Here is a 20,498-nt window from a genome sequence, read left to right on the forward strand (position 1 = left end):
CGCCGAATGCTTGCTCAGGTTTCCTGGCTCGCTGTTCGCCGTTCACTAGTGTGTCTCAGCAAACCATTCATCGCGAGCAGCCACTTTTATAACAGGAATAGCTTGCGAGCCTGCGGCAGCGGCCAAAATTGACTCGGCGATTCCCACGAGAACAAGCGGATAATGGGCCGGGATTGAGCAAACGCGTCGCGCAATATCAAGAGGCATCAAGGACTTTGAATTTGCGTAGACGCTGCGGAGTGGGGGCGGTATTGCTCCTACGGCGTGTGCTCGTGCCACAACATTAAGCGCTGCCTCCCAGGCGCTTGCTGCGGACTCTGCTTTGGATAACGCTATCCTCATAGCCATGCGATGTATCTCTACATCGTCTCCGTCATAATCCTGCAAGAGGCGCGTCCAGGTCTTGTACTGATCTCCTGGCCGGAGCTTGGAAACAAACAGACACACTCCCCTTGGGGACATTTCAATGAGTTGCTTACCGAGCGCGAATTTCTCGCCGGGCACTTTTTCACCCCGATACACGTTGCGATACTCAAGCGCATGTATCAATGAGTGCCACTTGTTAGCGTCTAGGCCGTCAAGCAAATCGCTGAGGAGCTTGCTGTGAGCGCTGATCACACTTTGCGACGCCCAACGCTGAGCACACAGGCATACAAACTGCGTCAGTACATCATTGTTTTTACACGTGCGAAGCTGGTTTTCCCACCACTTCCCGTCGTTAGCACGGGCCTTGGCAATTAGAGCCCGATCCAGCACAGACAGGCAATTATCGTGCAGGCTCTCGGAGCTGTCACATGACCCATCATCCAGCTCAGCGGCCAATACGGCCAATCGCAAAATGACCCATCGTGTGCCCCATATCTGCCGAGCAAACTCGATACGTGTCGACCAAATTTCGCGGTCCGAAGTCAGTGCACTCAACGGCATGTCCAGCAGAGCGTCTAGCTCAACCGCGAGCTGATCGACAGGCGAATTTGTGAGAGTGTCCTCCAATTCTGAGATCGGATACGGACCGCGGTGGTCGAGAAGCTTCCGGACTGGCACCTCTTTGGTTCTTTCAGAAATCTCGAACGGTCCGAACTGAGAAAGAAGCGCAGAGATGCAATTTAGGACGTGCGCGTTAGAGCATTTGAATGCGCCGGTCGCAGGGATGAACCAGTAGTGGGAAGCGCCGTCAAGGAACCAATCAAAGACTTTTGTCCACATCTCAGGGTGCGCGCCGAACGCGTCAGCCCTACTATTTGAAAGCAGATTGATAGCAGCCGCTGGGCCGCAAACGCTGAAAATTTCTTCGCATTGGCTCACTGACATACGTTCGAAAGCTCGAATGTACGCGCCAAAGCGAAGCCAACTTTGAACGGAATGATACTTACTGCGGCTTACCCACCATTGCTCCAGTAGTTTGTCCGGTGGAAGATTCGCCGCCATAATCTGCGCAGCCACTTGCTGCCTATCGTAATGCGGCTGATGGGCAAGCTCGTTACATTTCGCGAGCAACAGTTCCTTGGCGGTCCCTGGGGGGAGCGCGAGAGTATGAGTTGCCCTCCGCGTAAAATGAGTGGCCAGAAGGGTGTCAAAGGATGGCAGCGCCAAAATATTGCTGGCGAGTTTGCTTGCCAATTTTGGCTGCTGACTGAAAACATGGTCTGCCAGCAGCGTAAAGCCTAGCTGTGGGACATGACTTATATTCCGAAATTGCTCGCTAGAGCCAAGTTCGTCAAGCGCTTGAATCAGCGACGCCAGTTCTCCCGAATTGTAACAACCAGCGTAGAATCGAGCGACGTTCAGCCAATAAAAGTTGCGAGACACGGCATCAAACCGGTCCACCAGCGTACCTTTCTGGTGCGCCCCTACGGGAGAGTAGGGAGCTGTATCGTAAAGGTACCTTGCAGCGAAATATTCTCTGAGAGGCTGCACCTCAAATTCGAAAGTCCCCTGTACACGGGACACCAACGCTACCACGCGCTCAACAATGCCCGAAAATAACTGGTTCAGCGTTTGGTGCGAGTGGCCCGTCTTATCCAAAAATGACTTTATCTCGTCCTTTAGCCGCGCCTCCTGGATGTGTCCCGCACCGGAAGTCTCGGCTTCGCCCTGAAGCGTCCATGCTAGATGCCGGTGAATATGGACGAGCAGTTCCCGATGGTCTCTAACGATGCGGCTCTTCTCGGATTCTCGGTTGAGAAAGATGTCTATATATTTATCGTAAAGCGCTGTACGCTTGTCGGGCAGTGATGCGCCTTGAACCGAAATTAGTGCAAGCAAAATCGTGAGCTGCATTGGGTTTCGCGCTAAGTCGCGAATATGCGCATGGCCGAGTTTTTCTTCTAGCACCGACAGGATATCGCGCCGTTCTCTTGCGTCTGCGGCCCGTCCGTCTAGCCACTTTTGCGTATACTGTTGTATGACCTTTCTCGACAGCGACAAGAGCTGAAGATGTTGCCACTCGTCTCTTGGGAATCCGGGAGAGTTCGCGAAGGCTGCTGGCCTGCTAGTGACGACGAACTGGCATGAAAGAGCATTGGTCGCGAACCGCGTCGCCGAGTCCGACACCTCGGAGACAATCCTATTCCTCAGGTGTATGTCTGCTACCTCGTCGAAGCCATCGAGCACGACAAGAAGTTGGGATTGGCGCGCGACCGCATTCAGATCGTCAACGCTGAAGTTTGCGCCGGTGTACCGATGCACCTGAGCGGCGAGAAAACTTTCGAGGACTGGGCTACTCTCTGCCGGGATACGAGCTGCGGGATCGTCGCTGAAAGGGTCTTTGCCAGCCAACCAGCTAGCATAATCTCTCAAATCAACTCGGAAAGGTATGCGTGCCTCTTGTGGCCGGTGATTGGGATTGATGCGCCGCAAATCTGCCTCGCGTCCCAAAAGGATATAACGATAGATCAAACACAAATACTGCGTGACGGTAGATTTTCCTTGCCCAGGAGCGCCCTCGACAACGATACGCTCAAATCGTCTGGCTATATCTTTGCGGGCTAATACCTGAAGTGCCCCCGGCGCTCGATTCAGGGAGTCCTCTCCCGATGTGCCTCCGTGGAAGTAAAGCTCTTCTTCGTCGCTCTCGGGATTATTCTGAAGTTCTATCCAGCGCTTCTGAGAAGGGATTAAGCGGTGCTCGCTGGAAATTGCGAAGCGTGCTGGCACGTCAACAAATAGATCAACAATACTTTTTTGCAAATCAATTTGTTTGAATTTCAGCTGCGCGTCGTATTTGGCTTGATATGCCATGTATGAGCGGACTGCATCGGCTCGACGTTTTTCATTTGGATCGCCAACATTGAGTAAGAGAGCGTGTATAAGGTCTGTGGCCTTTAATATCTCAGGGTAGCTCCACTTTACTGAAGGCATTGAATCAATGCGTCGTTCAAGATCGTCCCGCCACCAGCAATAGGCAGGAATGTCGAACGACGTAGAAAGCTCAGCGTTGACCTTATCTATTGATCCGGAATCCAGGTGCGACGTACCTGAAATGTTCGTCAATAAGTGATATTCCGTTGCGCCGCGTTCTACTAGCTTCAGGACCTTCGCTCTTTCGGACTTAATTGCGGACATGACTGCGTCTCGCTCAGTCTTCGAGTTGGGGTCTTTTGCAAACTTAACTTGATATACAATGAATTTACCGCGTCTTCTTCTGAAGCTATCCCGTCCGCCATCTGGTTGCCCCACGGGCAAGCATTGGATGTCGGGGTGCATGACGGCGATTACGGACTGGCAAAGCTTCTGAAACCGATCATCACCAAGCAATTCGAAGTGGTAAGCCATCCCTTTATCCCATCCAGCGCCGCGGTTGGTCCTTCGATGCAAGCATGCCCCAAGTCTTCAGTAGACTTACCTATTTCAAACTGAGGACAGGGGAAAGAGCGAGGAGAGCGTTTTCCAGTCTGATAGCTGCGCGGGGCTTGGCCGACGGGCTCGTAACAACACCTTTCCAGCTGCGCCCTCTCCCTCGCCGCCGCAGCATCTAAGAAGGATGAGCCATGAATTAACATTACAACCGCTACGACCGTACTCTTACAGTGCTTACCTGCCCGAGCCTTGAAGATGAAGGGTACGGCTACGTCGATGAGGACGACGAAGATCGCCTCATCGACAGTTGGATCCCGAGGTTTCGTCGATAATGGCCAGATTCTACGAACATTGCCGATGCCGATGTCCGCTACGGTGGGCCTGGCGGACGTGGTGATCGCTTGAACTACCGCTCAATTCTTCCATTGCTCAGATTTCCGCTTTCTCGGCAAAGCGAGCAGCCGAGTTCTGCCTGGGAACGAAGCTGATCTTCGAAGCTCCCGTCTGCAGGAAGAGCTGTGGCAACGATTACGGCAGTTCCCGATAATTGCGATTAACGGGAACAAACCGAGCTGGGGAAATCGTGGACAGCGCGCCCGATGAACTATCCCGATGCTTCGCTTCAGGACACGATATTCCGTCGGATGAAGATTCCCCGACCGCGCGCTCCGCTCCATGAGGACTCGTTGAAAATTCACAATCCATTTGGTCGTCTGCCAAAGGCCGAGGGCGCGGGCAAACTCCAGCGTTGGCCTGATTCCTATCAGCGGCCGTTCGATGGCAAAGTTTATCATTACACTACCGCAGCAGCACTGGGTGGTATTCTTTCAAGTCGATCGATGTTCTGCACTGACTATCGCCAGCTCAACGATTCCGCAGAGCTCAGCATTGGCCTTGAAGTCGTTGAGGCTGCTATCTCGGCACGTGGCCAAGAGATAGGCATATCCTCCGAAGACGCAGAGGACGCCCTCGATCATCTCGCGGTACTTCGGGAAGCGTCAATGCACGTCGCGATGTTCGCGGCCTCGTTCAGCATGCACGGAAATGACCTTACGCAATGGCGCGCTTATGTTCCTTCCCACGGTGTCAGTGTAGGATTTCGGCTGTCTGCCCTCGAAAAGCTAGCGGTTGACCAGCATTTTGTGTGTGGCCCGGTACGCTACCTCGGTGCGCCCATATTCAACGAATGGCTTACCGCACAGTTGGAAGTTATGAGGGACGGCCTCAGGGGTTCTGCTATCAGCGAACGAGCTCTTCGCGAACAAGCGTCTAGCGACCCGCAAGAGTTTGTTGACCTGATGGTTTTGACACAGCGCAGTGGCAATCTCGAGCGCTGGATCTGCGAAGTGGCGGGACTGCTAAAGAATCCGGATTTTCGGAGTGAGCGAGAGTGGCGCTGCTTGTTTGTACAAAGGGAAAACACCATCCAGCCGCGGAAACCGGCGCATTTCAGAAGTTCGGGCCCACGTGTCATTCGCTATGTTGAGTTGGATTTTTCCCAAGTCGACCTTAATGAGCTCATCGATGTAGTTCTGATTGGCCCTGGCACGTCTCGCGAGGAGACATTCCAATTGGTTACCGATCTCCTTAGAAGTGCCGGTGTAAATGCCACGGTTTCATGTCCACCGAACTCGCTTCGGTAGTTGTCGATCGTTGGTCATACGTTTCGGGTGTTGTGCGCCGGCAACGCGCTGTCTCCTAGTTGATTGCCTGCGACCGCCCCCAAGACTAATGCCTGCGGCCGTGACCTTTGCCCGTCGGGGCGCAACTTCAAATGTTAAGGTAGGCAACGAACATCGGAGATCAGCGATGAGAAGTATTATCGAAGTGCTCACGGACGAGCAGAGGCTGAACGCTTCTCGCTTCAAGGCAATGTTCGCCGACTTCGACGAGCTAAAGATAAGGCTCGGCGCAATCGAGCGGGAACTGACGACGTTGCCGGGAGTGCTCGCTGATATGATTGCGCAACGAGGCCAGTCGTGGCCGGGGCCATACTCGGATTGAGCTACTCCAACTTTGCAGCACGCTCCTGATTTAAAGCGAATAGGCGCTCCAAGACTCGATCATCCGTTAAATCCTTTGGCCAGCCGTAGGCGGCGGCCACGGCGGCGTCGAGCTCCTTGTGGGCGTGATCGAGCCATGCCGGACGCTCGTTATAGAGCTTGGTAAGCGTGCGGTTTTTCAGGATCGCGGCGGCCCCAACGTCGATGGGCAGGACGCGGTCCGGGTAACCAGATACGACCTCGGGCACGCGCCGGACGAGATCAGGCGGGTTGAGCCAGTTCTCGCGCAGCTCATTCAGGCGCGCGGCGGCAGCAGCGATGGCCAGCCCACGTGGGTCGTTCGCGTAGTCAGTCGCCGGTATGTTCGGCGTCAGGCCTTCCGGGAAGGGAAAGGTTTCAAAGCAGGTAGTCGGCGCGTAGCGCGGATCGTTACCGACGCCGAGCCACGTGCACATGCGCAGCGACCACAGCTCATGGAGCTTCGAATGCAGAATGCCGAACGTCGTGTCATCGTCGCGGGCAATGGCGATGAGTTGGCAGTCAGCCAGCAGCTTGGCTGGCGCCCACACGAAGATTCGATGCTTTGCAACGCGTGGCGACACTATCTGTCGCTGAAGCGAATTTGTTGCCCTCTTCAGATCCTCTCCAGATCGGCCTAAGCGCCACCAGTTCGCTCTTCTTTGGCTGTCTCGATTCAGTAACCTTACTGGACGCACGTGCTCCTGGACGAAACGAAACGGAGCCTCGAACATTGCGGCTTGTTGTTCGCTCATTTGGCCGAAATCTATGATCCATTTTCCTTCAGGGCGTCGGGTAATATCGAGGCCATTTGCCCACGGCCTCAACACTTCAGTGTTGCTGCTCCCATCAGGGTTTCTTGGAGCAAGTAACCATGACCGGGCGACATCACCATCGACGTCAAATGGACCAACCTTCACTGGACCTTGGAAACTTATGGCCTTGTTAGTAGCGAGACGCTTTGCGCCTACGATGTCGACGGTTGAAGTTAAGTCCGAGAAGATTTCTGCAACTTCGGAACCGTCGAGGCGCGCGTCAGAAGCCGGCTCGCCATCAAAGCAGATAACGGACACGCGGACTGAAGCCCCGTCTACTACCCACGGTTCATCGCTCCACGCCTCGAAGATTCTTCCGCCCTCGGTTATTGGCTTCAGCGACGTTCTGTTTGTACCGCCACGGATGGAATTTGTCGCCACAAGCCCTACGCGTGAGCACGCGCTCTCGCTGATATGCCTCCATGCTTTGTCGAACCAATAGCATACGAGATCCACCGCACTGCCCAGCCGATCTTCAAATATTGGGCGCACCCGCCTAACGTATGGCTCGCCGAGAAAGTCAATCATACGCTGGCTACCCAAAAACGGCGGATTGCCGATGATGACGTCGGCTTCGGGCCACTCGGCTTCGGTACCGTCGGGATTGAGCAGCGCGTCACGGCATTCGATGGTGTTGAGCGACTTCAGAACAGGGTTGTCCGAGACTCCGAAGTTCTTCTCGCGCATCCACTGGATCTCGCCGATCCATACTGAGACGCGCGCCAGCTCCGCCGCGAAGGGATTGATCTCGATACCCTTCACGCACTCCGGCCCGACGGCCGGGAACGCGGGCGGCAGGCCCAACTCCTCGGCCTCGAAGTTGACGCGGAACTCGATGTCCTTGAGTGCCTTGAGCGCGAGATAGAGGAAGTTGCCCGACCCGCAGGCCGGATCGAGCACGCGGAAATTCTTCAGCCGCTCGACGAACGCGATGCGCATCGCTTGCGCCTCATTCATCGTCTTGGTCTTGGCGCTCGCGGACTTCGCGCGCGCTGCCTGGGCCGCCTTGACCTCGATCTCGCCGCGCACTTCCGCCCACTCCCGCAGCAGCGGCTCGATGATGACCGGCCGCACGATCATCATGATCTTCTCGGCATCCGTATAGTGCGCTCCAAGTTGCGATCGCTTGCCGGGGTCGAGCCCGCGCTCGAACAGCGTGCCCATGATCGACGGATTGATCTCGGACCAGTTGGCGCGTGTGGCTTCGAGGGCAACGCGGATGTCGTCAGCGGTCAGCGGCAAAGCTGCCCTGTCTTCGAACAGGCCGCCGTTGAACCACTGGATGGCGTCAAAACCCACGCGGCCATTCTTGTTGGCCATAGCGCCGAACAGTCCCTCGGCATTGGCGACGAACTGGCTTGAATCGCCGAGGCTTGCTTCCAGCATGCGCTCGAACAGGCGCTTCGGCAGCAGGTCCACGTCCTCCGCGAACATACAGAAGACCATGCGGTTGACGAAGTGGGCGACCTTCTCCGGATCGTGACCCTGGTCGCGCAGGCTCTGAGCAATGGCCACGAACTTGCGGGCGACCTCCTCCGTAGTCGCGTTAGCTGAGCGCTTGGGTTTCAGATGCTCGACGCTGGCTTCGTCGAAGGCCCATTTCAGCTTCTGCCGGAGGCGCGCATCGGCGAGGTCCTCAAGCTGCAATGCGTGCTTCTCCTGGACCATGCTGGTCCAGTTGGTGTGCAGCTCGATACGCCGCATGTCTGAGACGATGAGGAGGGGCGGGTTCTCAAGGTCGCTGGCATAGAGACGAAGCTGCTTCAGCGCTTCGCCGAGGTCCTTGCCGGGGCTTTTGTATTCCCAGGCAAAGCAGTTGCGCTTCCAAGCGTCCGCGTAGCCGCCTCCACCACCTGCCTTGTCGACGTTGATCTCAAAGCCGTAGCCCTGGTCCATCAGCGAGGTACCGGTGGGCTTGGGGACGCCAAGGAGATCGCAGAGCCCGTTGAAATGGATGTGCGCGCCCTGACGCTCGTTAAGGTCAGAGTGCTTCCAGGTCGATATGAACTGTTCAGGCGTCAGGACACCCCCCATCGGCTCTGTGCCCCATGTACATATTACGCCTTATGGCATCACGTGGGTTGTCCGCAATCGGTCAAATACCGGGGTTCCCCGACATTTGGTGCCCCTGCGCCGGAACATCCTCCAGATAGGCTAACCGATTGATTTTATTGTAATTGGTAAAAACTTCTTGAATTTCGATCAAATCTGTACCAATTATTGTAAAATCAAATGGTTAGGCTAGACATGCGCTACAGCGAATTGAACGATGAGCAACGCCGTCAGTTCGTCGACGCACGGCAACTGTTCGGGCCCTGGCGCGATGCCGATCGCGAGTTTCGGCATAGCTATCAGGGTTCGATGCATTGGGTGAAGACGGGTGAGCGCCAATATTTGAAGCGCCGCTATGGCACGTCGTGGGAAAGCCTCGGCGCTCGCTCGCCGGAGACCGAAGCGACCAAGGCCAGCTACACGGAACAGCGATCCCGCCTCCGGCAACGTATCACGCGCCTGGCGAAGCGGCTGGATGCGATGAAAAAAATCAACCGAGCCCACGGGCTCGGACGGGTGCCTGACACGGCAGCAAAGGTGCTGCGCAAGCTCGACGAGGTCGGCCTACTTGGCAAACAGCTATTTGTCGTCGGAACCCATTCGCTTTACGCCTATGAAGCTCGGGCGGGCGTTCTGTTCGACGGCGGTCTTACTGCAACTACGGACATCGATCTCCTATGGGATTCGCGCCGCAAACTGAGCCTCGCAGTGGCACCAGAACTACGATCCGAGGGATTGATAGGTTTGCTACGCCGCGTCGACAGATCGTTCGAAGCGCAGCCGGGTCACTATCGAGCCGTCAACGAAGACGGTTACTATGTAGATCTAATTCGCCCCCTGGAAAAGGACGAGGCGCGAGCGGCGGTTTCGAAGATCTCCGACGCGGATCATGACATGACCGCGAGCGCTATCATCGGCCTGCAATGGCTGATCAACGCGCCGAAGTTCGATGAGATCGTGATCGGAAGCGATGGGCTCCCACTGTGGATAAGTTGCATCGATCCGAGGGTCTACGCACTTCACAAACTATGGATGTCCAAGGAATCGTCGCGCGAGCCGATCAAGCGCAAAAGAGATATGGGGCAAGCAAAGTCAGTTGCCGAAGTAGCTCGCGACTACCTCGGAATGAAGTTCAACGCGAAAGATCTGAGCGCTCTTCCGATCGAACTCGTGCGCTGCGCTAAAGAGCTTACCGCCTAGGCCGTACCATCTCAGATCGGCCTATCCAGACAGGATCACGACCGTCGCTAGGCGTAGGTATGTTGGCTGCAATATAAGCCTTCTCGCCCGACGACGATATTTGCGGCGTGTCCATGATCGCCCCCAACCTTTCCCACACTAGCCGTTCAATGACCAATCACAGGGTTGAAACCCCCACCCTTTGACGTCCTCCTGCGCGAACCGCTCGTACAGATCGTCGGATATGAAATAGAGCGCTCTGTTCGACCCCGTGGCGTTGACCGTCCGAGAAGCGCGCCAAAAATGATGGCCGAGAATGCTGGAGCGTTTCAGTACGTATCTCTGATCAGGTGGCTTACCGAATCCACTTTCCCGGGCCGCCTCAAATCCCGATCCGCCGTAAATTGCGTTGCATCAAAATCGATGCAGTCGATGAAGGTGCGGACCTGTAGTAAAAAATAATCAGGTACAGGGCTATCGTCCTCCTCGCGAAGCAAACTTAGCGGAATGGAGAGGATGCCCTGCGGCTGGAATTCCGAAATGATCTTCAGAGCTCGTGCAGATACGATGCATGGGTCCACCCCAAGCAACTCCGGGAGCGGCGCACCCTGCACGAGCGACGGCCTTATCTTCACCGGAGCTGCAGCCAGACTCACTACATCCTGAGGAGAAAGATCCTCATCCCGAAAAAAAACAGTGAGCGGCCCCGGTTTTCCATAGAGGTTCCCCCAGCTGATACCGAAGGCGTACTCCCGAGCGCGGCTTATGTGGTTTATGTCGTAGGCCATGTGATTGTTTCAGTTGTATCTTGATCTGACACCGACGCTGTGCTGTGCCTCCAAGGGAACGTGCCCCTGATGCGATCCATCCCCCTGCACGCGCCAACTTGGTCGTTAAGCATGACGCCTGTGTTTCAGGTTAGACCGGCGCTGCTAGATCTCGCGCACCGTCAATTTTACCGTCCTCCATCGCCAACATCTTAAGCGTGCGATCCGGTAACACTTTTCAGCTTGCCATCGAAGTGCGGTTTGAGCCGGCGGAGATGTGCCTGATACCGCGCAGAGGTTGCTGCATCTTTGCGTGATTGTCGAGGAAGCGCTGCCTCTTCAAACCGAAGCTTCGAACACTCGCCCCATTTCGTCGCCTCGAGCTCGTCTTCCCAGGCCACCAGCCGCCGTCGCGCTTCCGACGGGTTGCTGATTTGGAGGCTCTTACGCTTCTCCTTCCGACGACGAGCGCCCTTGGGACCGACGTAATAGATATAGCGGCCGTAGTAGATTCCTTCCCGGGCTATCAGGCTTGCCATTGTACTCCCCATTTGGTTGCGGCCCACGCCGCGGCGGCTTGCAGCCGATTGAATGTTGACTGGCGAGCACCTGCAGCATCGAACTGTCTGGGCCGAATTGGGGGCCGCTTGCGGGGAGCAAGCGCCTGCAATTTCGCCGGCAACGGCAAGCAACGCGGAGCAAGGCTTCACCAAGTGTCCCGCCATAAGAAAGCGCCCCCGACGCCGATGCGCCGAGGGCCAAGTGTGTGCCGATGGGTTGCTCCTACGAAGCTACGCCAAGGATGATGTAACGGCCCAAACGTTCTTCGGTGATCTTGCCGTCTTCGATCCAGCGCTGGCGCCAGCGCGTGACGGTGCCGGGGTCAACATCGAACCGCTTCGCGATGGCGGTGTTCATGATCGCCAGCTTCCCCCCGCTCTTGGCCATTTCGCCGAGCACCCAATCGAGGGCTCGACGTTCGGCCGTGACCGGAATCGTCGCCGGCGCTTCGTCCTCTTCCTCCTGCCCCCGCGGCTTGTCCGTGAGAAGCCAGAGGCCGATGCAGGCAACGAGCTCGACCGCGAAGCCGATGATAGCAACCAGCAAGTAGCTGATGATGCTCTCATCGAGCCCGGACGCTTTGGCCAACGCCGCCGCCTGCGGGTCGGCTGCCACCGGTCGCTGCGTCGCGTCGAGCTTCGCCTTCGCCGCGTCGCGCTTGCCCTCGAGCTCGCGCTTGCGGATCGCCTGGGCCATCTCCTGGCGAAGATCGAGAATAGGCTTGCAGGCCGCAAAGCTGTCGTCCCGCGTCACATCAGTGCATTGGTCAGTTCGGCGAAACACGTTACGCGGCACCGGCGCGGCGTCCATCGAAGCCTTTACGTCCGCAATCGATCGAACCGCTTTTAGCTTCGCCAGCTCTGCCTCGGCCGATTTGTATTCGGCCTCGGCACGATCGTATTCGCCCATCGTGCTGAGGCGAGCGCCGCTCCACTCGGAACGAAGCTTCATCAGCATGCCATCGACGGCAACCATCGAAGCGATGAACAGCACCCCGAACACCGCGCCGGCGGCGATGCGGCGAGCTGCGCCGGCGCCGGACGTCCCCGCGAGCCGAAGCATCTCGGGCTTCAGAAGATCGAGCGCGAACGCAGTAGCGCCGAGCCCAACCGCGACCGGGTTTACGGTCCAACCAATGATCGAAACAGCGATCGTTGGCGCCTGGCTTGCGTAGTATGAGGCCGAGAGCGTTGCGCTCGCAGCCATCACCCCTTGCACGGCGGCATGCCGTGCACTATTTTTCCAAATCATTTGTGATCCCCTTGATCGCAACATGGATTGAGAGGCCCGAGGCGTTCCCGCGCTTCGGGCTTCGTTGGTTTCGAGGCTGATCCGCCCTTCAACCGTCATCAGTATCGTATTTTTTCAATACCTATTGGAGCTGTAAGTGAGCAACTCCTACGCCCCCGGCGTTGCCGCTTTCTCGATGCGGATGCGGAGTTGCTCCGGCCATTTATGGCGGGGCGTTCTTTCCATGAACTCCAGCAGCGTTACCGCGTAAACAGGCCATCCTTCGCGTCTACGCACGAATACGTGCTTGGGCGAGACGCCCAGCACAGCGGCGATCTTGTTTGAAAGGCGCGGCTCCCCGAGCAGCTTCGCGAACCGCGCCCAAACGTCCTCGCCGTTGTTTCTCGCTGAAGCCATACTGGCGATAGTAGTTCGATTTTCGGACAGCCTCAACTCAGTTCAGCAAATCGGCAAGTTCGTCGGCATCTTCTTTTACTGCGCGCACAAGGCCAAGCGCCGCTTCATCTCGGCGCCTGCCTGGCTCGCCGCATTCGAGGATGGTCTCGATTATTTCGAGGAGATTGGCGATGCGCGCCGACAGGTGCCCGGTGCTGCCGAACGTGCGCGACGTGTTGTTCTGGGGCTCGATGGTACGCATGACGATGCTCCGCGCTTACGATGCGCCACCGACTTTGTTCGAACCATCATCGGGAGCAAGACAAAGCTGAGCGGCCGTGCAAACGATGCGGCGAACGAAAATTTGCGCGTCATGCAAAAGCGCGAGGCCCTGCGCTTGCGTCTGCACGTTCCGACTGGCAAGCGTTCTATCTTCGTTCACGCGGATAGGTGGACGCAGCTATCCGATATTTTGCATCCCGCGCAAATTCGCAGCGAGCGCCGACTTGCATGTGAGGCCGTTTGCGGCGACACGCCGCTCCGCGTGACAGGACGCGGCGCAACTCGGCCGGGCGCTTGGAGCCCCGCCGGCTGGCACTGGTTTGCGCTTTTGGATGGCGCAAGCGCGGATGCGCAAGTGGGCATCCGAAGCGTCAAGCAAGAGAGGCCGGTGTTCGGCTTCCCCGGCACCTGGAAGCGCTATCGCGGGCCGAGGAAAAAGGACGGCGAGCGGGTCGCGGTCGACGTGCACGCGTCCGACGCGTGGATGGGCTCGGACGCGCCCTCAGAAGAAGCTTCCTAGCAGCTGCAATGAGCAGCCTATACCAATGAGAATTACGCCGGCTTTAGGCGACGTTTTAAGCCAATCGGAGAGGCGTATGCTCCACGTGATATCCTCTTCTGGGGTCGCTGTGATTTCGCGCGCCAAGGATGATGGAATGTTCTCGCCACGCTTATCTGCGTCAAACGCAGCCTTTGCCAAGAGGTCAAACACGCCGCTGACTTCCAACTGCAACAGACCCGCAATGTCAGCCACTAATCCCGCCCTGTTCAGCCACACGTTGGCATTGTCGAACGCGGCCATAGCGCAACAAAACGCAACGGCACCTAGCAGGCCGTAGAGCACTACCTTCCGGTTTCGATATACCGCGTGAGCGATCCTCATCTTCCCCTATGCAAACGCCCGAATAACTTAATCAGAAAGCAGACGATTCTGGCCTGTGCTCAAGCTTTTTCTGCGTTAAGCCACTGCCTCATCCTCGCGCTCTTCCTCGCCGCGGTCGCACTATTCGCGTGGCCTTTTCGCGCCATAGCAATGCCCCCTGTGCTTAATGGAACATCTTCGCGGACGGCAGCCCGCTGACGGCATCGTGCCGCTCAGCGTCGGCATCCATCACCCGCCCGTTCTCGTCGAGCAGTACGCGAAAATGCCAATAGGCCGGCGGCATCTCCTTCGAGATCGGTGCGAGCAGCATCGCGACGGCAGATCCTCGGTAGCCGTACAGGCTAATGGCTCGGCGATGCGCGGCGACGCGATCCAGCAACGCTTCCCGCTCCGCCCTGTCTTTCGCCACGAGGATCGCCGCTGTGTGTTGGATCATCGCGGCATCGAGCGCCCCAAATGTGGGGATGCCCGCCTCCGCCGCGACTGTCAGCATCGTGTTCATGTCCAGGGCGAGGATATCGTTCATCGCGTGGGCATAACCGAGGGCAGCGGGAAGGTGCTCGAAGAGATGCGCCCTCGCCCGTTTCATTTTGCGATTGCTCATCGACATCATCCCCTTCATCGGTTCGTATCGGACATGCCCCCGCCCGTCTTGAGCGAGACGTTCTTTCCGTCGTCGGCGGCCGATACGCCGGTCAGTTCGCCCGGGCCCTCGACGCGGACGCGCACATCTACGGTCCCTGCGCCTTCCAATCTGGCGACCGGCGGTTCGGACAAAGTGACCTGAAGCGGCGAGTTCAGCCGATCAACCACGGCAGAGTTGCCGAGCCCTTCGACATTCCCGCCAAGCTGCTGCGGATCGGCCGACCACCAAGATTTGAAACGACTCCACCAATCGTCATACGGCGCCGGCAGCCGATCGGGCAGCGGGTTCCACCAGCTGCGCTCGCCGTCGCCGGGCAGCGGCCCGCCGCGCTTCTGCCGCGCATACTCCTGGGCATCGAACGGCTTCAGAAAATCCATCAGGCCCGAGTTTTCCCTCGGGGTGAATTGGAAGTTCCTGAAGAACTCGATGCTCTGCCGGATGTCGCGCAGCGTCGCGCTCATCAGCGTCAATCCGAGGACGAGTGAAGAGCCGGCGATCTCGATTCCGCCCATTTCCGCGACAGCCTTGCCGATATCGTCGATCAACCCGACGAGTTCGCTCCCCGTCGTCGCCAGCTCGCCGAGGAGCTCCATGATCGGCGAGGGGCCGTTCTGGATCGCGCCATTGATGTTGAATTGCTGTTGTTCAAAGCCGCCGAACAGCGCTGCGAGACCGCCCGCGGCAATCAGCTTGCCGAGCGGGCCCGTCATGATGGCTCCGAGTTTCGCGAGCACCCATACACCAGCGCTGGCGCCGGCGAGCCCAGCCAATCCAATGCCGAGCCCCGTGATCGCCTTCGACAACATGTCTAGGCGACCCGGCTCCATTTCAGAGAGCCCCCTCAATGCCGCCGCGATCTTATCGAGGACCGCGCCAAAGGTTCCTGTCGTTGAAAGCGAGTTCTTAAATGCAGTCCACGCCGAGCCGAGTTGGTCGACGCTCGCAGCGAAGCCTTCAAGCTTAACCTTTAGACCCTCGCGGATTGCAAACGGTGCCTCGCGTTCAGCCCGGGTGTAAATCTCCCGGTACTGGCGTAGCGCTTCCTGAGTGTTCATCACCGCCATCTTTGTCGCGTGATGCAATCCGGCGAGGTCCTTGAACGCGGCAACCGGCATTTTTTGCAACTCTTCAAGGAACGCAACCACGTCAAGGCCGCCTTGCGTCGTCGCCGTGATGTTATCGATGCCTTTCTTGATGATGCGCCGGTTTTGCGCGTCGCCCTTTTTCAGTCCCAGCGACGATGAGATCGCGTCCTCGAGGTCGGCCTTCCACTTCAACAGGTTCAGATCATCGCCCTGTGCGACGCCAGATCTGATGTGACGATTGATGGCATGCCGCGCCTTTTCAGCATGGACGCCGCCCATGCCCAATGCGTTGATGAACGTATCAGCGGTCAGGCCAGAGAGATCGGTTTTGAAGATCCTTCCATAGTTGAACCCGCCAGCCATCATCTGCGCTTGGGCAGCCGGCGTCGGATTGAGCATGCGCTGCAGGATGGTCTTCCATGCCATACCACCGCGCGAGCCTGTAAAGCCGGCCAGCGACAAGGTGCTTTGCAGGGCGGATGCTTCGCGCGGTGAAATACCGAGCTGTTCGGCGATGGCGCCGAACTCCGCCAGCGCGCGGACGTGCTCAGTTGGGCTATCCGGCGAGTATCGCGGCGCCACCACCGCCAAGCCCTGGAGCTGCCGCATCGACTCGAGCCGGTCCTGACCTGTTGCCCATGGCATGTTGAATGATTTGGCGAGGATGACGAGATCCGCCGCCATGCTGGCAATGGATTCGCCCGCCACCTTTGCAGCCGATGCCATGTCTTCGAGCATCGTGACGCCATCGGAGCCTTTGCCCAACAGATCATTTGCTTCGAGGCCCGCCTGCAGGAGTTCGGTGGCGCCAACGATCAGATCGAGCTGCGGCATGCCCAGCTTTACGCCGACCTGATCTGCAAGCGAGCGCATTTCCTGGCGCTGCTTATCCGTCGCCGAACCGACCACCTGAAACTGGCGAAGCGCTTTGTCCAACGCGTACTGGCCCGACGTGACAGCGGTGATCAGGCCGGCCGCAGCGATGCCGGCACCCTGCCCGAATGAAGCGGCGGCCGTAGCTGCGCTGTTGAACCGATTTTGCATGGCCGCGATGCGGCCGCCCATTGCCGCCAAACCTGGGCTGAGCCGGTCGACTGCCGTGATAACGGCTTGGACGTTCAGAGTCGTCATATCGCCCTCACCTACCGGCCGTACCTGCGCGCGTGGGCTGCGCGAGCGGCTGCCCGAAATTCGGCGCGCCGCTTTTCTTCCTCGGCATTGCCGGCGGACGCTACCGTTTCTGCAGATCGTATCGCCGTCGCGATGCCCGTGCCGTATCGCTCCGCGCTGATCCGCTTGCCGAGCGCGCGGAACTCTTCGAGCCGCGCCTTCCGTGCTTCAATTGAAGTGCCATGCGTCGCCATCAGTTTGTCTCCCTCAAGGTCCGATCTGGAATGCTACGCGATGCTACAGGTTTCGAAGGTTTCGCATCCGCGCTACCAATGGTTGCTCATGAAATCTGAGCAAGGCTCGGGAAATTGCATAAATCTGGTGAAAAACCGGGGCCGCGCCGCGCCCGCATGCGATGGCGGGGCCCCGTAGTACCTTTTTCACACCCGTGGGTTGCTCCCCAAGCCCCGCCATTGCTCTTTTCGGACCACGCCGTTGACGAGCGAATACGTGCCCGGGCCACCTTGAGCGGCTGCGGCCGCGACGAGTTCCGCATCCTCGCGCCTCTTGCGCTCTCGCTCTTCGCTCTCGCGCCAGTACGCATCGACGCGCGCCTGCTCTGCCCGCGCCTCCGCTTCGGCTGCGCGCTGCTTTGCTTCCTCGTCCTGGCGTGCAGCCCACTCGCGAAGTCGCCGACTTTCTTCCTCGTCCGTCATCGGGTTGCGTTCAAATGCGTCCACGGCCGCTTTCGCTTCCGCGTACGATTTTTCCCAATTTTCGACAGCTCGGTTGGCGTATTCGAAAGCGGATTGCTTAGGCCGCTGGAACGCGCAGGTTGGGACATTGAGGCCAAGCGCGGCGAGTTCGCTTGCCGCGGTCTTAAGTTCGGCGGCGATGGCCTCCGCCCTTTCAACCAACGCGTCGAAATGCTGGGCCGCTTCTGCGATCTCCGGCGAGCGCGCGATCTTCGCGCCCAACGCCGCGAATGGTTCAGCGAGCGAAACGTATCGCTTCGCTAATGCGATGTTGCGATCAACAGCCGCGCGGCTCTGTTCGAGATTAGCGCGCATGGTTTCGCGATCGCGGGCACGCTTGGCCAGCTGGCTGAGTTCTTCGCGCGCCGTTTGATCGCCGTCGGCGACCAGCCTCAAGCTCGCTGCGTCGCGAGCTTCAGCATCGGCGGATGCTTCCGCCTCGAGTAATCGATGTTCGTTGTCAACGTTGGCAAGCGCGTTTTCCCAGCGCGCGAGCTGCTGCTGCGCGTGTCTAAGCTTCGCTGAACTTTCGTCGCCGGGGATCTTCGCAATGTCGGTCATGTATTTTCTCCATGATTCAAAGCTCGCATTCGAGCTTAAGAAGGGGAACGCACACGCACGCTTACGACTTCCGAATTTCGTGAATGGTACCTCGCTGGTCTGCTTCGCTGATTGCGCGAGGGAGAGTTGTGGGCTATTTTCTGGGTTCTCCTACGTATGACGCTCAGTCTCTTGAATCCCGTGCCGGTAATCTAGGCCGGCCCGGGATTTTTGCTTTCTGACGCCTCCTTCGCATCGCCGCCGATCGCGAAGCACACGGCGCCATCGCATTCGACGAGGCGTCCATCACGCCACAGCTGGGCCCACTCCCGGTCCATGTTCATCCGCGCGCCCCACTCGCTGCCGAAGTGCTGTTCGGACGTTGTAACGTAGAGATCGAGGAGCTTCTTCGCGGAGATCGACGCGAGCGTGCCGCCGGCGAGCACACGATCGCGCGCAATGGTTTCCATGGTCATGCCGTCCCCTGCGGTTCGGCCGCGTAAAGTGCGTGGGAGGGCGGCCAGGTGAGCTCGACGCCCTTCCCGCGCACGCGAATGAAACCGAGTTCGATGAGTTCGATTGGCCCATCATCGAGCCAATCAAGATCAACCGCGTCGTCATCCGGTCGGAACGCGCGATAGTATCGGGCGACCCAACGCCAGATGTGGATACGCGCCGTCGGATCATTGACCTCGTTGGCCACGGCCAATGCGCACATGAACCCGAGCAACCGCGCGCTGGACCACGGTTTCGCGCGCTGCTCTACGAGCTGCATCCAATTCGGGATGAGGTCATAGTAGTCTGAACCTAGATCGGACGCGTCGATCCAAACGAGCGTCGATGGGCATGACGCTCTGAGCTTGGTTGAAACGGTCATCATCAGTCCCAGCTCCCCTCGCTGATCGGTGGCGGGGCAGGTGGCTCGCGATCGTCGTCGGCATACGCGGGCGCCCTCGCTGGCGTCAATCGGCGGCGCTTGAACGCGGCTAGCCGGCCCTTGTCGATCGCCGTGCGGATGATCCCGTGCAGCCCGCCACCCAGTCCGGAATCGACGGCTGCGATCAGTTCGCTTTCCGCGAAGTCGAGCAGGATCTCGCGCGGTTCGCCCGGCGCCTGCCGCTCGATGAATTGAAACGTGAGCTTGCGCGGTTCCGCGTTCTTCGGATCGAGCCACTTGAACGCCGAGCCGTTGCGGACGACGCCTGCCCCTTGCTCGTCCAGCGAGAACAATTCGGACAGTGCTGACTCCTCTCGTTTGCTGGGAGACTTCGAGGGAGTCTTAGAGGGAGTCTTAGTGTGCCGCTTGGTGGCAGGGGTCCCCTGCTCCTTGTCGGCAGCCCCCCCCTGCCGGTTGGAAGCACTGCTGCTTTCTGGCAGGGGTGCGTTCTCCAGGCAGTGCTGCTCGGCAGCAGGGGTGTCGACACCGCACAACTCGGCAACAACCACCTCGACTAGCCATGTGTCACCGTTGCGTTGCTTCACCTTCAGAAGCTTCGCCGCCACTAAGGCGTCTCGATAAGCCTTGATGCGCCGAGGGTTCACACCTGCGTAACGCGCGAGCGTACTGTTGCCAGGAAACGCGTTCGTGAACGCGACATCCGAGTGCATGATGTACGCGATTAGCACGAGCTTTTCCTCAGCCCGCAGGTCGCGTTCTAACGCGGCTTTGATCGCCTCAAACCTGTTTGGCATTTGCAGACCTCCCCTTGTGGAGGTCGCGAGGATCTTGAACGTTTGAGCGCTACGCGCTACATCATGCGCTGTCGTCGTTCCCATCGCGACACAGCTATTGACCCGTCGGCACGCAGCAACGCGCCGACGGGTTTTTTCATTTTCGATGTTCGACAAAAACTACGCGGTTACGTTCGACAAACTCGATGATGTCGCGCCCGCGATAGAAAACCTTCCGCCCCAGCTTCGTGTAGGGCAAGCCGCGACGCTTGCAGCGATCAGTTGCGAGAGTGGAGCGAGTCCGGCCAATCGCCTGCCCCGCTTCCGCATCGCTGTAGTACCGCTCCGCGTCGATTTCGAAATCGCCAATCCGCAACTCGAACCTCCCGTCGGTTGATATCGATGGTTGTCCATGTAGCGCGGTTGGCACGCGAAGTCCGGTACGCGCGGGCCGGCGATCGCGTACCGATAATTTGTTGCCTAGGATGTTGCCTGGAAATGAAGCCCAAAACGGCTAAGTACTGGCGACCCCGACAGGATTTGAACCTGTGACCCTCAGATTAGGAATCTGATGCTCTATCCAGCTGAGCTACGGGGCCTTTCCAACGAAATCAATAGGTTAGCTGAACGGAGAGGACGCACGGGGCGGGTCCGAAGCTACGTTCAGCGCTACATCTGACGCGGCAGGCTGCCTGCTCCCGATACAT

Annotated in this window: 19 protein-coding genes and 1 tRNA gene; 4 read left to right on the forward strand and 16 right to left on the reverse strand. The window is 58.3% G+C overall.

The genetic code is table 11. From position 1 onward, the window contains the following. Positions 1–45: 45 nt before the first annotated feature. On the reverse strand, positions 46–3,774 hold the full coding sequence (locus tag CS1GBM3_RS19500; RefSeq protein WP_139247846.1) for an NACHT domain-containing protein: 3,729 nt from the start codon (positions 3,772–3,774) through the stop codon (positions 46–48). Between the two features lie 623 nt (positions 3,775–4,397). Between CS1GBM3_RS19500 and CS1GBM3_RS08095 the strand changes: the two genes are divergently transcribed. Together CS1GBM3_RS08095 and CS1GBM3_RS08100 are read left to right on the forward strand one after the other, a co-directional pair. Next, the gene (locus tag CS1GBM3_RS08095) at positions 4,398–5,441 is read left to right on the forward strand and encodes a DUF2971 domain-containing protein (protein ID WP_139247847.1); all 1,044 of its coding nucleotides are present in this window, start codon (positions 4,398–4,400) and stop codon (positions 5,439–5,441) included. Between the two features lie 166 nt (positions 5,442–5,607). Further along, positions 5,608–5,802: a hypothetical protein gene (locus CS1GBM3_RS08100; RefSeq protein WP_072394255.1), complete on the forward strand. Its 195-nt coding sequence runs from the start codon at positions 5,608–5,610 to the stop codon at positions 5,800–5,802. A gap of 1 nt (position 5,803) precedes the next feature. On the opposite strand, the gene CS1GBM3_RS08105 is transcribed toward CS1GBM3_RS08100, so the two are convergent. Next, positions 5,804–8,668, reverse strand: coding sequence for a class I SAM-dependent DNA methyltransferase (locus CS1GBM3_RS08105; RefSeq protein ID WP_210186207.1), 2,865 nt, complete (start codon positions 8,666–8,668; stop codon positions 5,804–5,806). Between the two features lie 213 nt (positions 8,669–8,881). Between CS1GBM3_RS08105 and CS1GBM3_RS08110 the strand changes: the two genes are divergently transcribed. Beyond that, on the forward strand, positions 8,882–9,886 hold the full coding sequence (locus CS1GBM3_RS08110) for a GSU2403 family nucleotidyltransferase fold protein (protein WP_072394258.1): 1,005 nt from the start codon (positions 8,882–8,884) through the stop codon (positions 9,884–9,886). A 308-nt stretch (positions 9,887–10,194) separates the two neighbouring features. On the opposite strand, the gene CS1GBM3_RS08115 is transcribed toward CS1GBM3_RS08110, so the two are convergent. From CS1GBM3_RS08115 to CS1GBM3_RS19775, 4 genes are all read right to left on the reverse strand, one after another. After that, the gene (locus CS1GBM3_RS08115) at positions 10,195–10,653 is read right to left on the reverse strand and encodes an imm11 family protein (protein ID WP_072394260.1); all 459 of its coding nucleotides are present in this window, start codon (positions 10,651–10,653) and stop codon (positions 10,195–10,197) included. A gap of 191 nt (positions 10,654–10,844) precedes the next feature. Then, positions 10,845–11,171, reverse strand: coding sequence for a hypothetical protein (locus CS1GBM3_RS08120; RefSeq protein WP_072394263.1), 327 nt, complete (start codon positions 11,169–11,171; stop codon positions 10,845–10,847). Between the two features lie 244 nt (positions 11,172–11,415). Continuing rightward, positions 11,416–12,444, reverse strand: a complete 1,029-nt coding sequence (locus CS1GBM3_RS08125) for a hypothetical protein (RefSeq protein ID WP_139247848.1) — start codon at positions 12,442–12,444, stop codon at positions 11,416–11,418. A gap of 433 nt (positions 12,445–12,877) precedes the next feature. Further along, positions 12,878–13,081: a hypothetical protein gene (locus CS1GBM3_RS19775; protein ID WP_072394271.1), complete on the reverse strand. Its 204-nt coding sequence runs from the start codon at positions 13,079–13,081 to the stop codon at positions 12,878–12,880. A gap of 375 nt (positions 13,082–13,456) precedes the next feature. On the opposite strand from CS1GBM3_RS19775, the gene CS1GBM3_RS19780 reads away from it, so the two are divergent. Continuing rightward, positions 13,457–13,621: a hypothetical protein gene (locus CS1GBM3_RS19780; RefSeq protein WP_171946465.1), complete on the forward strand. Its 165-nt coding sequence runs from the start codon at positions 13,457–13,459 to the stop codon at positions 13,619–13,621. Here CS1GBM3_RS19780 and CS1GBM3_RS08145 read toward each other — a convergent pair. The 10 genes from CS1GBM3_RS08145 to CS1GBM3_RS08190 all read right to left on the reverse strand — a co-directional run bounded on the left by CS1GBM3_RS08145 (position 13,604) and on the right by CS1GBM3_RS08190 (position 20,390). After that, positions 13,604–13,945: a hypothetical protein gene (locus CS1GBM3_RS08145; RefSeq protein WP_072394277.1), complete on the reverse strand. Its 342-nt coding sequence runs from the start codon at positions 13,943–13,945 to the stop codon at positions 13,604–13,606. The genes CS1GBM3_RS19780 and CS1GBM3_RS08145 overlap by 18 nt on opposite strands. A 202-nt stretch (positions 13,946–14,147) precedes the next feature. Next, positions 14,148–14,588 (reverse strand): hypothetical protein, encoded by a 441-nt coding sequence (locus CS1GBM3_RS08150; RefSeq protein WP_139247850.1) that lies wholly within the window; start codon positions 14,586–14,588, stop codon positions 14,148–14,150. 14 nt (positions 14,589–14,602) lie between these two features. Continuing rightward, positions 14,603–16,846: a phage tail tape measure protein gene (locus CS1GBM3_RS08155; RefSeq protein WP_072394283.1), complete on the reverse strand. Its 2,244-nt coding sequence runs from the start codon at positions 16,844–16,846 to the stop codon at positions 14,603–14,605. An 11-nt stretch (positions 16,847–16,857) separates the two neighbouring features. Continuing rightward, complete coding sequence (locus CS1GBM3_RS08160) at positions 16,858–17,079, reverse strand: hypothetical protein (RefSeq protein ID WP_072394286.1); 222 nt, start codon at positions 17,077–17,079, stop codon at positions 16,858–16,860. 186 nt (positions 17,080–17,265) lie between these two features. Continuing rightward, positions 17,266–18,141 carry a hypothetical protein gene (locus CS1GBM3_RS08165; protein ID WP_072394289.1) on the reverse strand — a complete coding sequence of 292 codons (876 nt, stop codon included), beginning with the start codon at positions 18,139–18,141 and terminating at the stop codon, positions 17,266–17,268. A gap of 191 nt (positions 18,142–18,332) precedes the next feature. After that, complete coding sequence (locus tag CS1GBM3_RS08170) at positions 18,333–18,596, reverse strand: hypothetical protein (protein ID WP_139247851.1); 264 nt, start codon at positions 18,594–18,596, stop codon at positions 18,333–18,335. After that, positions 18,593–19,000, reverse strand: a complete 408-nt coding sequence (locus tag CS1GBM3_RS08175; protein ID WP_072394294.1) for a hypothetical protein — start codon at positions 18,998–19,000, stop codon at positions 18,593–18,595. The genes CS1GBM3_RS08170 and CS1GBM3_RS08175 overlap by 4 nt, the downstream gene beginning before the upstream one ends. Next, entirely contained in the window at positions 19,000–19,812 is an 813-nt protein-coding gene (locus CS1GBM3_RS08180) for a helix-turn-helix domain-containing protein (RefSeq protein WP_072394297.1), read from the reverse strand. Before CS1GBM3_RS08180 ends, CS1GBM3_RS08175 begins: the two co-directional genes overlap by 1 nt. A 136-nt stretch (positions 19,813–19,948) precedes the next feature. Continuing rightward, positions 19,949–20,167: a MerR family transcriptional regulator gene (locus tag CS1GBM3_RS08185; protein ID WP_072394300.1), complete on the reverse strand. Its 219-nt coding sequence runs from the start codon at positions 20,165–20,167 to the stop codon at positions 19,949–19,951. Positions 20,168–20,313: 146 nt separating this feature from the next. Then, positions 20,314–20,390 (reverse strand) — tRNA-Arg (locus CS1GBM3_RS08190). Positions 20,391–20,498 lie beyond the last annotated feature (108 nt).

The organism is Hyphomicrobium sp. CS1GBMeth3 (assembly GCF_900117455.1).
GTDB lineage: Bacteria > Pseudomonadota > Alphaproteobacteria > Rhizobiales > Hyphomicrobiaceae > Hyphomicrobium_C.

Coding starts and splice junctions, on each gene's coding strand:
- CS1GBM3_RS19500 (WP_139247846.1), bottom strand. CDS start 3,774: ATGGCTTACCACTTCGAATTGCTTGGTGATGATCGGTTTCAGAAGCTT.
- CS1GBM3_RS08095 (WP_139247847.1), top strand. CDS start 4,398: ATGAACTATCCCGATGCTTCGCTTCAGGACACGATATTCCGTCGGATG.
- CS1GBM3_RS08100 (WP_072394255.1), top strand. CDS start 5,608: ATGAGAAGTATTATCGAAGTGCTCACGGACGAGCAGAGGCTGAACGCT.
- CS1GBM3_RS08105 (WP_210186207.1), bottom strand. CDS start 8,668: ATGGGGGGTGTCCTGACGCCTGAACAGTTCATATCGACCTGGAAGCAC.
- CS1GBM3_RS08110 (WP_072394258.1), top strand. CDS start 8,882: ATGCGCTACAGCGAATTGAACGATGAGCAACGCCGTCAGTTCGTCGAC.
- CS1GBM3_RS08115 (WP_072394260.1), bottom strand. CDS start 10,653: ATGGCCTACGACATAAACCACATAAGCCGCGCTCGGGAGTACGCCTTC.
- CS1GBM3_RS08120 (WP_072394263.1), bottom strand. CDS start 11,171: ATGGCAAGCCTGATAGCCCGGGAAGGAATCTACTACGGCCGCTATATC.
- CS1GBM3_RS08125 (WP_139247848.1), bottom strand. CDS start 12,444: ATGATTTGGAAAAATAGTGCACGGCATGCCGCCGTGCAAGGGGTGATG.
- CS1GBM3_RS19775 (WP_072394271.1), bottom strand. CDS start 13,081: ATGCGTACCATCGAGCCCCAGAACAACACGTCGCGCACGTTCGGCAGC.
- CS1GBM3_RS08150 (WP_139247850.1), bottom strand. CDS start 14,588: ATGAGCAATCGCAAAATGAAACGGGCGAGGGCGCATCTCTTCGAGCAC.
- CS1GBM3_RS08155 (WP_072394283.1), bottom strand. CDS start 16,846: ATGACGACTCTGAACGTCCAAGCCGTTATCACGGCAGTCGACCGGCTC.
- CS1GBM3_RS08160 (WP_072394286.1), bottom strand. CDS start 17,079: ATGGCGACGCATGGCACTTCAATTGAAGCACGGAAGGCGCGGCTCGAA.
- CS1GBM3_RS08165 (WP_072394289.1), bottom strand. CDS start 18,141: ATGACCGACATTGCGAAGATCCCCGGCGACGAAAGTTCAGCGAAGCTT.
- CS1GBM3_RS08170 (WP_139247851.1), bottom strand. CDS start 18,596: ATGACCATGGAAACCATTGCGCGCGATCGTGTGCTCGCCGGCGGCACG.
- CS1GBM3_RS08175 (WP_072394294.1), bottom strand. CDS start 19,000: ATGATGACCGTTTCAACCAAGCTCAGAGCGTCATGCCCATCGACGCTC.
- CS1GBM3_RS08180 (WP_072394297.1), bottom strand. CDS start 19,812: ATGCCAAACAGGTTTGAGGCGATCAAAGCCGCGTTAGAACGCGACCTG.